This window comes from Mycolicibacterium novocastrense (assembly GCF_001499835.1).
Classification (GTDB): Bacteria; Actinomycetota; Actinomycetes; order Mycobacteriales; family Mycobacteriaceae; genus Mycobacterium; species Mycobacterium novocastrense.
Genome location: NZ_LQIH01000031.1, coordinates 14888 through 32236, shown reverse-complemented (window position 1 = coordinate 32236; position 17349 = coordinate 14888). Strand labels below are relative to the sequence as shown.

Below are 17349 nucleotides of genomic sequence, written 5' to 3'. Positions count from 1 at the left end.
GGCGTGGAACTTGTCGGCCAGCTCGCCGGGCAGCGCCTCGCCGCCGATGGGCACCCGTTGCAGTGTCCGCCACTGGTTGACGCCGGGCAGCGACAGGAACAGGCCCAGCAGCGAGGGCACGAAATGCATGGAGGTGATGCCCTCGTCGTGCAGCAGGTCGGTGAGGTAGCCGACGTCGCGAAGTCCGTCCGGACGCGGAATGACCAGCCGGCCGCCGCACGCGAGCATGCCGAAAATCTCGGCGATCGAGACGTCGAAGCTCGGCGAGGCGACCTGCAGCAGCCGCTCGTTCTCGTCGATCCCGTAGTCGCCCTTGAACCAGACGAAATATTCGGCGACCGGCTTGTGGGCCACCGGGACGCCCTTGGGCAGACCGGTCGAACCCGAGGTGTAGATCAGGTAGGCGGTGCTCTCCGGGTACAGCGGGCGGACGCGCTCGGCATCGGTGGGGTTGGTGTCCGGGAACCGGTCGAGATCGGTGACCGGTTCGTAGATGGCCAGTTTCGGATCGGAGTCCGACAGGATGAATGTCAGCCGGTCCTCGGGGTAGGTCGGGTCGACGGGCTGGTACACCGCGCCCGCCTTGATCACCCCCAGCGCCGTGATCACCAGCTCCGGTGAACGGTCCAGCAGCACCGCCACACGGTCCTCGGTGCCGATGCCGCGCTCGATCAGCCAGTGCGCCAACCGGTTCGCCGAATCGTTGAGCTCCCGGTACGTGTAGTTGCGTCCCTCATAGACCACGGCGACGGCGTCGGGGGTGCGTGCCGCCTGCGCTTCCACCAGCGCCGTCATCGTCGAGGGGGCGGTGTCGAATTCCTCACCCGCCGAGACCCGGCGCAACCACTCGACGTCCTCGGGCGCCATCAGGTCGAGCTCGCTGACGGGAACGTCGGGTCGTTGCAGCGCATCGTCGAGCAGCACCGCGTAGTGCTCGAGCAGCTGGCGCACCAGCGGTGCGTCGAGTATCTCGACGAGGTACTCGGCTTCCACCACGATCCCCGGCGCGTCGAACTCCACCATGAAGCCCAACGGCAGCTGAGTGTGGTGACCGCGCAATTCGGCTCGGCGACAGGTGATTCCGGGCGGGTTGAAGCCCTGCCCGTCGGCGCCGCGCGCGCCGAAGGTCACCCGCGTCATCCGCTCCACGCCGTGGCGGCGGTCGGGATTCAGTTCGCGCACCACTCTGTCCAGGTTGACGCGCTGATGTGCGAACGCACCGACCGCGGTGTCACGGGCGTGCGCCAGGACGTCGCGGAAGCTCTGATGGGCACCCGGACGCAAGCGCAGTGCCACCGTGTTGCCGTAGTAACCGATGACGTCCTCGACGTCGGCGGTGCGGTTGAGAACCGGTGTGGCGACCAGGAAGTCGTCGGCGTGGGTGTAGCGATGCAGCAGTACCCCGAATCCGGCCAGCAGCACCATGTACGGCGTCGCGCCGGCCTCCTTGGCCAGCGCGGCGACCCGTTCGACCGTTGCGTCCGGCAACTGCAGCGTCAACCGCTGCGAACGCCAGTTCGTCGGCACCGCCGACCCGTTGGGCCCGGGCAGCTCCAGCGGCTCCGGTGGGTCGGCGAGCGTGTCGCGCCAAAACTCCAGGTCCTCGTCGACCGGGCCGAGGCCGTGCGACGGCGGTGTGACCGCGGGCGCCAGCGCCTCACCGGTGTACGCGCGGGTGAGATCGCCGAAGAAGACCTGCCAGCAGCCGTCGTCCCAGGCGATGTGGTGCGCGACGAGCAGCATGACGTGTTCGTCGGGGGCGGTGCGCACGACGGTGAGCCGCAGCGGCGAGTCGGTGCTCAGGTCGAAAGGAGCGCAGAACTCACGCTGGGCCAGCACCTCCAGGCGGAGCCGGCGCGCATGCTCGGTCAGCTCGGTCAGGTCGTGCACGGCCCAGCCGGGGGCCAGGTCGTCGTGGACGGTCGGTTGTGGTTCGCCGTCTTCGTCGACGCCGTAGGTGGTGCGCAGCGCGGCGTGCCGTGCGGCGACCGCGTTGACGGCGTCGTGCAGCCGGGCGGCGTCCAGGTCACCGGTGAGCCGGTAGGACAGGCAGATGTTGAGGATGGCACCGGTGGGGTCGGCCGCTTGGACGAACCACATGCGGCGCTGCCCGTCGGACAGTCCGCTTTGTTCCCCGGTCGCGGTGTTCTCCGCGCGCAGACCCCGCTCGGCGAGCTTGCGGCGCAACAGCTCCAGCCGGCGGTCCTGAACCTGCTCGCGGATATCGACCGTGTCAGTCACGCGTTGTCCACCTTCTCTGATCGTTCTTTGCTGTCGAGGTCGGCGATGAGTTCGCCGCCGGTGATGCCGCCGAGCAGGACTGCCAGCGACACCTTGTGTCCGGTCGTCCGTTGCAGGCGCTTACGCAGATCCAGAGCCAGCAGCGAGTCGACCCCCAGGTCCAGCAACGAGGTCTCCAGGTCGATCGAGCCCGCGTCGATGTTGAGCACCGCACCCAGCTCCGCGGTGACCAGCGTCGTCGTGTCGGCATCGGGTTCGCTTGTCGCCGCGGCTGTCTCGGTGCGCTCGGCGGTCCGGCTCTCCAGGAACACCCGCAGCCGGGCCTGGTCGGCGCTGAACAGCAACGGATCCTCGCCGTGGTCCCGCAAGCTGGCCTCGACGGCGGCGTCCGGGGACATCGCCAGCAGACCGGACCGCTCGATCTTGGTCACCTCGGATGCGTCGGCGATGCCGCTACCGCGCCACAGTCCGTACCTGGCGGCCACGCAGTGCTGGCCCTTGGCCCGCAGTTGGCCCGCCATCACGTCGAGCATCCGGTTTGCGGCCGAGTATGCCGCGTGCCCGCGCCCGCCCCACACTCCGGACACCGAGGAGCACACCAGGATCCGAGCGTCTGCGCGCATCGGCCAAAGCTCGGTCACCCTGGCCAGCCCGCCGATCTTCGCGGCTGCCGCATCGACGAACGTCTCCGGTGTGAGCGCGTCGCGGTCGGCGAAGGCCGCCGCGCCCGCGGCGTGGATGAGCAGGGACACACCCTCACCGCCGAACTCCTCGGCCGCGGCGGCCACGTCCTCGGTGGAGGTGATGTCACAGCGTGGCGCGAAGACCTCGGTATCCGGTGCGATCGCGGCGATTTCGGCCTGGACTGCGTCATCGACGCCGCGACGGCTGAGCAGCACGATGCGGCGCGCCCCGTGGGCGGCCAGGTACCGCGCGAAATGCATGCCCACCGCACCGTTGCCGCCGGTGATCACGACGTCGTCGAACACGCCGCGCGCCGAGAGCCACGACGGCGCGGGCTCCACCGCCTCGCCGACGGAGCGCGAGAAAACCGTTGGGCCCGGACCATCGTCGCGCACGGCCAGTTCGTCGCCGCCGGACAGAAGCGCGCCCACCGCCGCTGCGGTGAGTGCGTCGTCGGGCTCCCACGACGGCAGGTCCAGATGCCTGAACGCCTGCTCGGGTCGCTCGAGGCCGAGACTGCGGTGCATCGCTGCCAGCGCGGTCTGCGCCGGCAACGCGACCGGCTCCCGCGCCTGGACGTGCTCACCGCCGACCGTGACCAGACACACCGCGCGGCAGTGCTTTCCCGGTTCGTCGACATAATCGAGCAGACCCGCGCCGACGAGCTGCGAGAGGTCCTGGGCCGCACGTTCGGCGTCGGGATGGTCCAGCAGGGGCGCGACCGCGACGACGAGTTCGGCCTCGGACGGCTCGACCACGTCGGACCCGTTGTCCTGCAGGGCCGACCGCAGTCGCGCAGCGAGCGGCCCGCGCGGGCCGGCAAGCTCGATGACCGCCACGCGCGGTGCGGATCCCGCCGGGCGTGCGGTGGTGACGTCCCATTTCTCGCGGGCGACGGTCAGGCCGTAGACCGGGGCCAACGGCTGCGGTTGTGCCCACAGCCGCACCGCCCGCATCGGCGCGTTCGGGAAGCCGCGCAAGTGGGGTTGCGCAGCGACGTCGAGCAGGTCGGTCCAGCGGAATTCGGAGTTGCCCACCGCGGCGGTGGCGATGTTGGCCGACACCGAGTCGATGAGCGGAAGGTCACGATGCCCCGATCCGACGACCAACGGGTCCTCCTCGGCCAGCAGGTCCCCCAGCGCGAACAGCAGGGCCGGATGCGCCGACATCTCGATGTATGCCGTGGCACCGCGGCGGCCCGCGGTCGTGACGGCCCGGTCGAACCGCACGGTGTTGCGCAGGTTCTGGTACCAGTAGGAGGTGAACCCGGTGCGTGCGGGTACCACATCGGCGGTGGTGGAGCCGATGAATTCGACTGGGGCGTCGGCGAACTCGGCGTCCGGGAGCATCGCGAGCAGGTCCTCGCGGACCCGCTCCAACGCACTGGTGTGTCCGGGGTAGTTCACGTCGAGTTCGCGGGCGAACAGACCCTGTTCGGTAGCGGCCGCAACGAGCGCGCCGATCGCGGCGCGCTCCCCCGACACCGCCACCGACGCACCGGCGTTGACCGCCGACACCTCCAGCCATCCCGGCGTGGACCCGATCAACCGCTCGGCGTCGGCGAGTGAGACCCCCAGCGCGGCCATGCCGTAGTCGCCGGCGAGGCGCTCGACTGCCGTGGCGCGCGCGATGACCACAGCGGCCGCGTCGGGCAACGCGATGCTTCCGGCGACGTAGGCGGCGGCGACCTCACCGAGGCTGTGTCCGACGACCAGGTCGGGCGCGATTCCGCACGAGCGCCACATCTGGGCCAGCGCGACGGCATGGGTGAACTGCGCCGACTGGATCTGTGTCTGCGACCACGCCCCGCCGTTGGTCTCGGCGGTCAGGTACGGCAGCGGTGACGGCTGCCTCGCGGCGACGAACGCCTCGGCGCACCGGTCGGCGTGCATGCGGTACACCGCGGACCGCCGGTAGGCGTCCGCTCCCATGGACGGCCACTGGTTGCCCTGTCCGGGGAAGACGAAAGCCGTTCGCGGCGCGGTTGATTGCGATGAGCAGGCCACCAGCGGATGCGTGCCGCGGTCGGCGATCGCGCGGAGACCTTCGGCCAGTTCGGCGGTGTCGGCGGCGCGCACCACCGCGCGATGCCTGCGCAAGCGCCGGGTGCGCATCAAGGTCGCGGCCACCGCCTCCACGTCGGGACCGCGATCGAGGTAGCGCAGTATCGCCTCGGCGTCGGCGGCCAGCAGTTCCTCGGCGTGCGCGCTCAACACGACGGGCACCCGACCGTCGGGGAAACCGGTGGCCATCACGCCGCCTCGGGTCGGGTCGACGGAATCGACACGATCACATGGGCGTTGGTGCCGCTCATGCCGAACGCGGTGACCGCCGCGAACCGTTCCCCGTTGGTGGTGGGCCAGGGCGTCAGCTCCGATGCGAGCCGCAACCCTTGGCTGTCCCAGTCGATTTCGCGGCTGGCCTCGTCGGTGTGCAAGGTGGCGGGGATGGCGCCGTGTTCGGCGGCGACCAGGGCTTTGGCCAGCCCGAGTCCCCCGGCGGCGGCCTGCGTGTGTCCGAGGTTGGACTTCACCGAGCCGAGTAGCGGGCCTTGGCCGGGTTCGGTGGCGCCGTAGGTCCCGGCGAGCGAGATCAGCTCGGTGCGGTCCCCGAGTCGGGTGCCGGTGCCGTGACCCTCGACCATCCCGATGTCCTGCGGACTCAGTCCGCTCTGTTCGAGGGCTCGTGCGAACAACCGCGCCTGGGCCGGACCGCTCGGTGCGGTCAGGCCGACGGAGCGGCCGTCCTGGTTGAGGCAGGCGGCGCGCAACTCGGCGAGGACCTGGCGTCCGTCGCGCAGCGCGCGCGACCGGCGCTGCAGCACGAACATGGCCGCACCCTCGGCCCAGACGGTGCCGCTGGCCTGTGCGCTGTAGGGGCGGCAGTGTCCGTCGTCGGACAGCGCATGTTGTTTGGAGAACTCGACGAAGAAGCCGGCTGAGCCCATGACGCAGACGCCTCCGGCCAGCGCCAGGTCGCAGTCTCCCGACCGCAGCGACTGTGAAGCGGTGTGGATCGCGGTCAGCGTCGATGAGCACGAGGTGTCGATGGTCAACGCGGGTCCGGCGAGGCCGAGTGTGTAGGCGATGCGCCCCGAGATCACGCCGAGCGCGGTCCCGGACATCAAATGCCCTGTGAGGTTGGAGTATTCGGCCAGATCGGGGCCGTATCCCATCACCGAAGCGCCCACGTAGCAGCCGGCGTCGTGGCCCGCGAGGTCGTCGGGGTTGATGCCGCTGTTCTCCAGCGCCCGCCATGCCACGCGAAGCGCGACCCGCTGCTGCGGGTCCATCGCGACCGCCTCCCGCGGCGAGATCCCGAAGAATTCCGGATCGAATTCGGCTGCTCCGGAAAGGAACCCGCCGAGATCGTGGATGCGCTTGAACCCGTCGCGCGCCGAGCCGTCGAGGATGTCGCGGACCGACCAGCCGCGGTCACGGGGGAACGGGCACAGGCCCTCGCGGCGGTTGACCAACAGGTCCCAGTAGTCGTCGGCGGTGCCGATTCCTCCCGGCGCCTCGATCGCCATCCCCACGATGACGATCGGATCGTCGCTGACGCCGTCGGGCGCGCTAGCCGGCATTGACCAACTCCGCGACGGCGTCGAGATGGTCGTTGATGTAGAAGTGGCCGCCGTCGAACAACGAGAGCGTGAAGGCGCCTTGGGTGTGAGTCTCCCATCCGCGCAACATGTCTGGGGTTATCCGGTGATCGTCGCGACCACCGACGGTGTGGATGTCTGCGGCGAGACGGACGTCGGGTTCGCACGCGTAGCGGTTGAACGCCGTGTAGTCCGCACGCACCGCGCGAACGAGCAGTTCGATGAAATCCTCGTCGGCCAGTAGGCGGGGGTCGGTCCCGCCGAGGTCGACCATGTTGGCGACGACTTCCGCCTCGGCCGTCGGCAGGCGCGGTGAGGTGGCGATGGTCGACGGCGCCTGGCTCGCCGAGACCCACAGCTGGCGAACCGGAACGCCGTTGCGCTCGGCCACGCGGCCGAACTCGAACGCGATCACCGCACCCATGCAGTGGCCGAACAACCGCAGCGGTCCCAATTCAGACCAGTCCCCGGCGGCGAACAGATCGGCGGCCAGGTCCTGCACCGTCTCCGGGGCGGGATGGCGCAGCCGGTCCGCGCGCTGCGGGTACTGGACCACGTACGCGTCGTCCCCGGTGCGGGCCAACGCCGAGGCGAACGCCCGGTAGGCCGCCGCCGCACCGCCGGCGTGAGGGAAGACGACGGTCGCGCCGTCTGAGGACTGCCCCGCCGAACGTTTGATCCAGGGCGCGAAGGTCAGCTGGCTCCGTTCGTCGATCATCGCGTTTCAGACGCGTCGGGGCGGCGGCGAAGGCTCAGCAGATGGGCTGAGCGGGCCTGCGGTTCCGCGGTGAAAACACTCATGAATTCCTCCGTGTGATTAGCGCAGGCTGTCCTAAATCGGAAGTGAGGTTACCCTATCCTTCGCGACCCGGACACGCCTACGTCGCCCCTCCACCAAGGGGCATCCCGGTCCTGTCGCGTTCGCTGCTTCGCGTAGCCGTACCGGCCGCGACGTGCGCGAACGCGGCTACCCTTCCGCCGCGGCCATCACCCAACCGCTCGCGGCCACACGTTGGTTCCAGAACTGCGCGTACTGGCCACCGCGCGCCATCAACTCGGCATGGCTGCCCTGGTCCTCGACCGCACCGTCGGCGGAGAGCACCACGATGTTGTCGGCGGCAGTGACCGTGGACAGCTTGTGCGCGATCACGATGACGGTGCTGTGTTGCGCCAGCGTCCGGATGGACTCGGCGACGTGATGTTCGTTTTCGGGGTCCAGCGCGCTGGTCGCCTCGTCGAACAACACGATGGGCGCATTCTTGACCAGCGCCCGGGCGATCGACACCCGCTGCCGTTCGCCGCCCGAAAGCGCCGAACCGCCTTCACCGACCCGGGTCTGCCAGCCGTCGGGCAATCGCTCCACGACCGACAACAGGCCCGCCGTGCGAGCCGCCTCGACGATGGCGGCATCGTCGGCGGCGGGCCGACCGATGCGGATGTTCTCCCACAGCGTGTCGTCGAACAGGTACACGTCCTGGAAGACCAGCGACAATTGCGACATCAGGTCCGCGGTCAGCTGGTCGCGCACGTCCACGCCGCCCACCCGGACCACGCCGCCGTCGACGTCGTAGAAGCGCGCGATCAGCCGGGTGATCGTCGACTTACCCGAGCCCGACGGGCCGACCAGCGCGGTCATGGTGCCCGGTTCGGCGACGAAACTCACGTCCGTGAGCACCTCGCGGTCCGAGTAGCCGAACGCGACGCGGTCGAGCTCGACTCGTCCGGGTGTCGGAAGCGCACTTGCGGCGGGCGGCTCGGCCAAGGACGGGGTGTCCAGGATCGAGGTGATGCGCCCGAGCTCCGCGGTTGCCAGCCTGACCGCGGACCCGAGTTCGGCCAGCTGCGACAGCGGTGAGGCGAACCGGGCGGCGAGCCCGAGGATGGCCACGAGCGTGACGGGGTTGATGTCGCCTTGTACCGCGATCCACACCCCCGCGGCGATCAGCGCCGAGAAAACCGCCTGCACGGCAACGCCGTTCAGCAGCAGTCCGGTGACCGACTGCCACAAGGCGGCGCGTCCGGCGCGATGCTGGGTCTGCAGCGCGTCGCCGAGCGGTGTGTAGTCGGCCCCGGTGCGCCCGAAGGCCCGCAGCACGGGCTGGTACCGCGCGAACTCGATCACCCGGTTGTTGACCTCGATCGCCGCGTCGTGGGTGCGCACCTCGGCGCCCGCGATCAGCCGGGAGGCGAACCGTCCGCACACCACCAGCAGCACACCGCCGGCCAGCGCGACGACCCCGATCCGCCAGTCGAAGTAGAACAGACCGACCACCACGGTGAGCGCGCTGACGGTGTTGACCACCAGCGGCGTGACCAGGTTGCCGCCGCTGGTGCCGACGAAAACCGTTCCCTTGACCGCGATCTGGGACACCTTGCCGACCTTCTCGCGGCTGAACCACCCCAGCGGCAGGGTCACCATGTGATCGCCCAGCCGGTGGTGCAGCAGCCGCATCGTGGTCAGCGCCATGCGGATCGCCAGTTTGGCTTGGACGTAGCTGAGCACCGAGGCGACCAGCACGGTGATCGCCATCAAGCCCAGCCAGCGGCCGGTGGCGGCGTAGTCGCCGTCGAACAGCGACACGGTCACCGGCACCAGGAGCAGCATCACCAGGCCGTGCACGACGCCGTAGACGGTCACCACCGACAGGAAGCTGAACATCCGGCCGCGCTGCGGGCCGAGGATCTGCAGAAAGCCCCGGATCATCGGGCCACCTCCCATTCCCGTGCGTGGCCTGCCGTGTAGGACTGCCACATGCGCGCGTACTGCCCGCCCGCGGCGATCAGTTCGTCATGCTTGCCCTGTTCGACGACGCGCCCCTGATCCAGCACGACCACGTTGTCGGCGGAGACGATCGAGCCCAGCCGGTGCGCGATGACCAGCACGGTGCGCCCGGCGATGAGCCGCGACAACGCCTCTTGGATCTGGGCCTCCGAATCGGGGTCGGCGAACGCGGTCGCCTCGTCGAGCACCAGGATCGGGGTGTCGGCCAGTACCGCGCGCGCGATGCTGACGCGCTGAGCCTCGCCGCCGGAGAAGTGGGCGTCCTCGTCGATGACGGAGTCGTAGCCCCTTGGCAGCTGCAGGATCCGGTCGTGGATACGGGCGGCCTTGGCCGCGGCGACGACGTCGTCGTCGGTGGCATCGGCGCGCCCGAGACGGATGTTGTCGGCGACGCTGATGCCGAGCAGTTGCACGTCCTGCAGCACGAACCCGACGTGTCGGTACAACTCGGCAGGGGCGATGTCGCGGACGTCGACACCGCCGACGCGCACCGCGCCCGCGGTGACGTCATGGAAGCGCGGCACGAGGGTGGCCAGCGTCGACTTGCCGCTGCCCGACGGTCCGACGAGCGCGGTGATGGTCCCCGCCGCCAGTGTGAGCGAGACGTCGTGCAGCACGGTGTTCTCGCCGTCGTAGGAGAATCGGACATCCTCGAATCGGATCGAATTGTCCTGCGGTACCGCAGGTTCGCGCGCGACGGGCAGGACGGGCGTGTCCAGGAGGCGCTGCAGGCGCCCGGCGGCGGCCGCGGCCTGCCGTTTGATGTGGGTGGAGTAGCCGACGGTCAGGACGGCCGCCGGAATGGTCACCGCGACCAGCGTCGAGCCCAGTACCTCGATCGGGCTGACCCAGCCGCTGCGGACGAACCAGTATCCGCCGGCCAGGTTGGCCAGCAGCAGAACCGGGGTGTCGATGAACACCGACGACACCGCTTTGACCCGGACCAGCGGTCCGATCCACCCGGCGAAGCTCTCGTTGAATTCGTCGGCGGCGTCGGCGAAGCGCTTGTGCGCCTTGCCGGCCTGGCCGAACGTCTTGACCACCGACACTCCGGCGATGAACTCGACGATGGTGGCGCTGATCCGTTCGACCCCCCGGTCGAGCCGTTCCATCTGCGTTCGGGAGTCGCGGCCCAGCGCGAGGTAGATGCCGATGTAGAACGGCACGGTGGCCATTGCCAGCAGGCCCAACCGCCAGTCGAGGTAGAAGCAATAGATCAGGCCGAACAACGGGGTGGCCAGCGCACCGGTGTTCTCCACGGCCGAATGGGCGACCAGGAAATGCAGTTCACCGACGTCGTTCTGGACGGCCTTGTTCACCTCCCCCGACGACTTACCGCCGAACCAACCCAGCGGCAACCGGCCGAGCTTGTCGACGATGCGCAGCCGCAACGACCGCTGCAGATCCACGTCGGCGAAATGGGTGATCGTGAGCGCGGCACCGCCGGCGAGGGTGCGCACCAGCAGCGCGACGATCACGATGGCGACGACGGTCCAGAGTCTGGTGGTGTCCGGCGGTCCGTCGGCGAGCAGTTCACGGCCTATCTCCACGATGCCGATGAACGGCACGATCGTCGCCGCCGAGGCCAGCAGCTGGTAGCGCTGCGCCCGCGACGAGCGGGCCCGGGTGGGGGCGAGCAGCTGCTGCAGCGCGAGCTTGTCGTAGGTGGCTGCCCGCTTGGCCGTGTCGGCCGCGGTTTCGGGGGAACCCGTCTCGATGGCGGGCGCGGGTTGCACAGCGGTCATGCACCCTCCAGGTCTAGCGATGGGTAAGGGTCGCCTAACCCTACCGGTCGCTCAAGAGGCGGCGGTCGCTACGTAACGTGAGGACGTCGGTTACGAGCTCGCACCTTTCGAAGGGATCGTTCATGGATCTGGCAGGCGTCGGTATCTGGAGTTCGCAGTTGCGCTACGGCGATCAGGGTGAAGCGGCCGAGGCCGCCGCGGAGTTGGAGGACCTCGGGTTCACCGCACTGTGGATCCCCGACGTCGGCGGGCCGGTCCTCGATTCGGTCGAGCACCTGCTCTCGGCGACCAGGCAGGTGGTCATCGCCACCGGGATCCTCAACCTCTGGATGCACGAGCCCGCCGACGTGGCCGCCCGTTACGCGGCGCTGACCGAGAGCCACGGCGAGCGCTTCCTGCTGGGCATCGGGGTCAGCCACGCCCCGCTGATCGACAGCAAGGAACCGGGGCTCTACCGCAAGCCGCTGGCCGCGACCCGCAAGTACCTGGACGCGATCGATGCGACCCCGCAACCGGTTCCGGTCGCCAACCGGGTGCTCGCGGCCCTGGGCCCCAAGATGCTCGAACTGGCCGCAACCCGCGCCCGCGGAGCGCACCCCTACCTCGTCACCCCCGACCACACTCGGTACGCCCGCGAACAGCTGGGCGAGAGCCCGCTGCTGCTGCCCGAGCAGACCGTACTGCTCACCACCGACCGCGACGAGGCGCGTTCGGTCGGAACCGATTGGCTGCGTTCGTATCTGGCGCTGCCCAACTACCGCAACAACCTGTTGCGGACGGGGTTCACCGAGGAGGACGTGGAGACGGTCAGCGACCGGTTGTTCGACGCGATCATCGCCTGGGGCGACGAACAGACCGTGCTCAGCCGGGTCCAGCAGCACCTCGATGCCGGTGCCGACCACGTGTGCGTGCAGGTGCTGACCGCCGACCCGCGGGCGTTCCCGCGCGATCAGTGGCGTCGGTTGTCTCAGGCACTCCGCTGAGACCCTAGGCTGACGACCCGAGCTCGGACAGCACCGCGGCGCTGTCCATCTGCGCGACCTCCAGGTACACCTCGGCGACGGCGTTGAGGCGCTCGCCGTCGGGTTCGCGACCGAGGAGTCGCTCGGCGAGCCTGGCGACGCACCGGGCGGCGAACATGTCGGTGACCAACACCGTGGGGGTGTCCAGCCAGTCGCGCACCCGCGCGATCACCTGGGTGGCCAGCACGGAATCCCCACCGAGGGAGAAGAAGTCGTCGTCGACACCCACGCGGACGTCGTCGTCGACGTCGAGCACGTCTTCGACGATCGCCACCAGCGCGGACTCCAAAGGGGTGGCCGGCGCCCGATACTCCTGTGCGGCGGGCGGTTCCACGTCGGCCAGCAGGCGCGCCACGGCCTTGCGGTCGATCTTGCCGTTGACGGTGAACGGGACACGGTCGGCGACCGCGATGATCTTCGGGATCATGTGGGCGGGAACGAGATCGGTCATGGCCGCGGTGACCGCCCGCGCATCGACCGCGGGATCGTCGGTGCGCACCAGAGCCGCCAGCACATCGCGCTCACCGGGAATGACGGCCGCCACCGCGGCGTCGATTCCAGCGACCCGCTTGAGGGCGGCCTCGACCTCGCCGAGTTCGATGCGGTATCCGCTGATCTTGACCCGGTGGTCGACACGGCCGACGAACTCCAGTGTGCCGTCGGGAAGGTAGCGAACGAGATCGCCGGTGCGGTACCACGTTCGGCCGTCGTACTCGACGAACTTCTCAGCGGTCAGGTCGGGTCGCCCGCGGTAACCGCGGGCGATGCCGCGGCCGGTGAACCACAGTTCGCCGGGGACCCAGTCGGGGCAGTCCGACCCGTCGGCGGCCACCACGCGGCAGGCGTTGTTCGGGAAGGGCGTGCCGTAAGGCACCGATGTCCAGTGCGCGGGCGGATCACCGACCTCACAGATCGTTCCGTGCACAGCGGTCTCGGTCGCGCCGCCCAAACCGGCGGCGCGGACGTCCGGGGCCGAGTTACGCAGGGCCCGAATCAGTTCCGGCCGCACCCAGTCGCCACCGAGCAGGACCACCCGCAGGCTGCTCAGCCGGTCGCCGCCGACCTCGAGCAGCATGTCGAGCCATCCGGGCATCCAGTTCAGGAACGTCACGCCGTGCTGCTGGATCAACCGCGCCCAGGTGTCCGGATCGCGGCGCTGATCCTCGTCGACCACCACGACCGCGCCGCCCGCGCGCAGCAGCGCGAAGATCTCGAGCACCGACATGTCGGCTTCCAGCGAGGCCAGCGCAAGGCTGCGATCACCCCGGTGCAGCCCGAAACGGTCGGAGACGAACTCGATGGTGTTCATCACCGCGTCGTGGGTGAGCTCCACGCCCTTGGGTTCACCGGTCGAACCCGAGGTGAACAGCACGTAGGCAAGCGAATTCGGGTCGGTCCGGGCGGGCTGCACGTCGGAGGTGTCGCGGGTGATCGCGTCGGCGACGGTGATGACCGGCACGCCGGTGTGGTTCGTCCCGGTGTGGTTCGCCCCGGTGCCGCCGCACACGAGGACCGCGGCCACCGCACTCGACTCGAGAATCCGCGCGGTGCGCTCGGCGGGCTGGTCCGTGCCGATCGGAAGGTAGGCGGCACCCGCCGCGAGGATGCCGAGCACGGCGGGGATCTGTTCGGCGCACTTGGGGCCGATCAGCGCGACGAGGTCACCGGGGCGAACGCCGTTGTCGTGCAACGCCGCCGACACCCCCAGGGCCCGGTCACGAAGCTCGGCGTAGGTCAGGTCGCCGTCGCGGCTGAACACCGCCGGCGTGTCGGGGTCCGCGAGCGCTTGGGTGAAGAACCCGTCGTGGATCGCCTCGCCGCTCGGCGGCGCCGTCGTGCTGTTGACCGCCCGCCGCACGGCTCGCTGCGTCTCGGGCACCGCGGGCGGATCGGGAGCGTCCCACGCGGCGTCGTCGGTCGCGAGCCGGGTCAGCTCGGCGAGGTGGTAGGCGAACATCGCGTCGGCGACACCGGGCCGGAACGCGTCGACGCGCACATCCCAGTTGATCATCAGACCGTCGGCGAGCGGGGTCGCCTGCGCGTCGATGAGCACCTGCGGGCCCTGCGAGATCGTCCACACCGGGGCCCCGAACTGGTCGGTGACCTCGCCGGCGAACAGGTCGCCGAGTCCCAGCGCGCTGGTGTAGACGATCGGCGCCAGCACCTGGTTGCCCCGGTGGCGCCCGAGATCGCGCAACACCGACAGGCCCGAGTATCGCGAATGCCGTGCGGTGTGGTGCAGCGTCTCCTGCACGGCGCGCGCCCGCTGCGCGGGCGTGCGGGCTTCGGTGAGGTCGATGTCGAGCATCAACGACGACGTGAAGCAGCCCACGAGTTTCTCGACGTCGGGATGGAACGGCTCACGGCCGAACATCGGCAGGTTCAGCAGGAACCGCGAACCGCTCGACCAGCGTGCCAGCGCATGGGAATACGACGCCGCGACGGCCATTGCCGGCGTGATGCCACGGCGGTGCGCGGCGGCGAACAACGCGTCGCGCGTCGGGACGTCGAAGATGTGCCAGAGCCGGATGCTGCGCCGGGGGTCGTCCTGTTCGGCGGGCGGAATCAGCGGCAGCGCGGGCGATTCGGGAAGTTCGGGGATGCGCTCGGCCCACCACCGCACATCCTCGTCGGAGGGCCCCGGATCGGACGCGGCCAGCGCGGCGCGGTACTCCCGATAGGTGTATCCCAGGTCGGGAAGGTCGCCGCCGCGGTAGAACACCGCGAGGTCGGCCATGAACTTGCGGTAGCTCACCGCGTCGGCGGCGTTCATGTCCATGTCGACGTGCAGCCGGGTGCGACCGTCGGGACGCAGCGACAAGCTCAACTCGAGCACGTCACCGTCGAGGATCTGATGCGACTTCTCGTGCCGGATGGTTTCGAGGCGCTGCTCGGCCTCCGCGGCGTCCAGGTCGCGCAGATCGTGGACCGACACCGGTAGACCCCGGTCACCGATCCGCTGGGTGCCGTCGGGGAGGATCTCCACACGCAGCATCGGATGGCGCGCAACGAGTTTCGTCGCCGCATCCTGCAGCCGCTCGGGGTCGACGCCGGCGCCGTCGAACTCGACGTACAGATGCGCGGCCACCCCGCCGAGTTGCTGATCGTCGTTGCGGCCCAACCACATCGCGTGCTGCATCGGCGCCAACGGGAAGGGTTCGTTCTCGTCGCCGGTCGCCGTGTGCGCCGCCGCCGGCTCGGCTTCGCCGCCACCGGACCGCTCGGCGACCAGCGCCGACCACGCCGCCACCGTGGGGTTCTCCGCGAGGGCGGCGAAGTTGATGTCCATGCCCTGCTTGCGCCACCGGCCCGACAGCGACATCATGCGGATCGAGTCGAGTCCGGAGGCGATCAGGTCGGCGTTCGGGTCGACCTCGTCGGGACTCACCCCGAGGAGCTCGGCGACCTCCTCGCGGACGGTGCGATCGGTCGTTCGCTCGGTCCCTTGCCCGGTCAGCGAACCAGTCTCACCCACACCCACGACGCGTCCTCCGGATTAGTACAGGCTGCCCTAACTAACGCGGGGCACGCTACCTTATATTCGACGCACCGAACACACCTACCCCAAGGGGTCGCATCCTTTATGAGCACCGGTTTCGAGCAGCGCCCACAACAAGATCAGCCCCTTCGGAGCGGTGGGCTCGGCGACCTCGGAACGGGTTTCGTACCTTTCCCCGCAGACCGCGCCGACGAGTACCGCCGCGCGGGTTACTGGACCGACGAACCACTCGAGTCGATCCTGACCGATGCGGTCGCGGCGTGGCCCGACCGGACCGCGGTGATCGACAACCAGGTCAGCTACACGTTCGCCGAACTCGATGCCCGCGCCGAGCGGATCGCGGCGGCGCTGGCCGATCGCGGCATCGCTCCCGGAGACCGCATGCTTCTACAGCTCCCGAACACCTGCGAATTCGCCGTGGCCCTGTTCGGTGTGCTGCGGGCGGGCGTCGTCCCCGTGATGTGCCTGCCGGGGCACAGGTCGGCGGAGCTGAACCATTTCGCCGCGGTCAGCGGCGCGGTGGGCCTGATCGTGCCCGATTCGGTCGGCGGCTTCGACTACCGCGAACTCGCCGACGAACTCGTCAGCAACAATCCGGCGCTGCAGCACGTGTTCGTCCACGGAGACCCGGGACGCTTCCAATCCTGGTCCGCGCTGGCCGATTTCGATGGTCCACTGTGCGAGCGGGCACCGTTCGATCCCGATGCCCCCGCCCTCCTTCTGGTGTCAGGGGGCACCACGGGTCTGCCGAAGCTCATCGCCCGGACCCACAACGACTACCTCTACACCGCGAGGGCGAGCGCCCAGGAGTGCCACCTCACCGGCGACGACGTCTATCTCGTGGTGTTGCCCGCCGGACACAATTTCCCGCTTGCGTGCCCGGGCTTGCTCGGGTCGATGACCGTCGGCGCGACGTCGGTCTTCACCGCCGACGCGAGCCCGGAGGCCGCGTTCGCGCTGATCGACCGGCACAATGTCACGGTCACCGCGCTGGTCAACGCGCTGGCCAAGGTATGGACCCAGGCCTGCGAGTGGGAGCCGGTGCTGCCGACGGGGCTGCGGCTCGTCCAGGTCGGCGGTTCCCGGATGACACCGCAGGAGGCCGAGTACATCCTGTCCGGCCTCACGCCGGGGCTGCAGCAGATCTTCGGGATGGCCGAGGGCATGCTGAACTTCACCCGGCCCGGCGATCCCGTCGACGTCGTGGTCAACACCCAGGGCAGACCGATGTCGGCGCACGACGAGATGCGCGTCGTCGACGAGTCCGGCGCGGAGGTGGCGCCCGGCGAGGAGGGCGAGCTGCTGGTACGCGGCCCCTACACGCTCAACGGTTACTACCGCGCCGAGGAGGCCAACGCCCGTTCGTTCACCCCGGACGGCTTCTACCGCAGCGGTGACCGCGTGCGGATCTTCGCCGACGGTCCGCGCGCCGGCTACGTCGAGGTGACCGGCCGCATCAAGGACGTCATCCACCGCGGCGGCGAGACGGTGTCGGCGTCGGACCTCGAGGAGCATCTGTTCGCCCACCCGGCGGTCTACACCGCGGCGGCGGTGGCGCTGCCCGATGAGTTCCTCGGCGAAAAGATCTGCGCCGCTGTCGTGTTCAAGGGCGCCCCGATCACCCTGGCCGAGCTCAACGAGTTCCTCGACGAGCGGGGTGTGTCGGCGCACTGCAGGCCCGACCTGCTGGCGCCGCTGCCCACGCTGCCCAAGACCGCCGTCGGCAAGGTCGACAAGAAGAAGGTCGTCACGCAGTTGATGTCCTGAAGTCACCG

At 69.6% G+C, this 17349-nt stretch carries 9 protein-coding genes; 2 read left to right on the top strand and 7 right to left on the bottom strand.

Features of this window, described 5'->3' with window-relative positions:
• The 6 genes from AU072_RS19495 to AU072_RS19470 all read right to left on the bottom strand — a co-directional run.
• On the bottom strand, positions 1-2241 hold a 2241-nt coding region (locus AU072_RS19495; RefSeq protein WP_165596691.1), incomplete at its 3' end, for a non-ribosomal peptide synthetase.
• On the bottom strand, positions 2238-5177 hold the full coding sequence (gene mbtD, locus AU072_RS19490) for a mycobactin polyketide synthase MbtD (protein WP_064415326.1): 2940 nt from the start codon (positions 5175-5177) through the stop codon (positions 2238-2240). The genes mbtD and AU072_RS19495, both read right to left, overlap by 4 nt.
• The gene (locus tag AU072_RS19485; RefSeq protein ID WP_064415325.1) at positions 5177-6508 is read right to left on the bottom strand and encodes a beta-ketoacyl [acyl carrier protein] synthase domain-containing protein; all 1332 of its coding nucleotides are present in this window, start codon (positions 6506-6508) and stop codon (positions 5177-5179) included. Before AU072_RS19485 ends, mbtD begins: the two co-directional genes overlap by 1 nt.
• Complete coding sequence (locus AU072_RS19480; protein WP_064415324.1) at positions 6498-7244, bottom strand: thioesterase II family protein; 747 nt, start codon at positions 7242-7244, stop codon at positions 6498-6500. Before AU072_RS19480 ends, AU072_RS19485 begins: the two co-directional genes overlap by 11 nt.
• A 249-nt stretch (positions 7245-7493) precedes the next feature.
• Positions 7494-9230 (bottom strand): ABC transporter ATP-binding protein, encoded by a 1737-nt coding sequence (locus tag AU072_RS19475; RefSeq protein WP_064415329.1) that lies wholly within the window; start codon positions 9228-9230, stop codon positions 7494-7496.
• Positions 9227-11053 carry an ABC transporter ATP-binding protein gene (locus AU072_RS19470; protein ID WP_064415323.1) on the bottom strand — a complete coding sequence of 609 codons (1827 nt, stop codon included), beginning with the start codon at positions 11051-11053 and terminating at the stop codon, positions 9227-9229. Before AU072_RS19470 ends, AU072_RS19475 begins: the two co-directional genes overlap by 4 nt.
• 122 nt (positions 11054-11175) lie before the next feature.
• Here AU072_RS19470 and AU072_RS19465 point away from each other — a divergent pair, with 122 nt between their 5' ends.
• The gene (locus tag AU072_RS19465; RefSeq protein ID WP_064415322.1) at positions 11176-12036 is read left to right on the top strand and encodes an LLM class F420-dependent oxidoreductase; all 861 of its coding nucleotides are present in this window, start codon (positions 11176-11178) and stop codon (positions 12034-12036) included.
• 4 nt (positions 12037-12040) lie between these two features.
• Here the strand turns inward: AU072_RS19465 and AU072_RS19460 are convergent, their stop codons facing one another.
• Positions 12041-15556, bottom strand: coding sequence for a non-ribosomal peptide synthetase (locus AU072_RS19460; RefSeq protein ID WP_082680935.1), 3516 nt, complete (start codon positions 15554-15556; stop codon positions 12041-12043).
• Between the two features lie 102 nt (positions 15557-15658).
• On the opposite strand from AU072_RS19460, the gene AU072_RS19455 reads away from it, so the two are divergent.
• Positions 15659-17341 (top strand): (2,3-dihydroxybenzoyl)adenylate synthase, encoded by a 1683-nt coding sequence (locus tag AU072_RS19455; protein WP_064415321.1) that lies wholly within the window; start codon positions 15659-15661, stop codon positions 17339-17341.
• Positions 17342-17349: the final 8 nt, after the last annotated feature.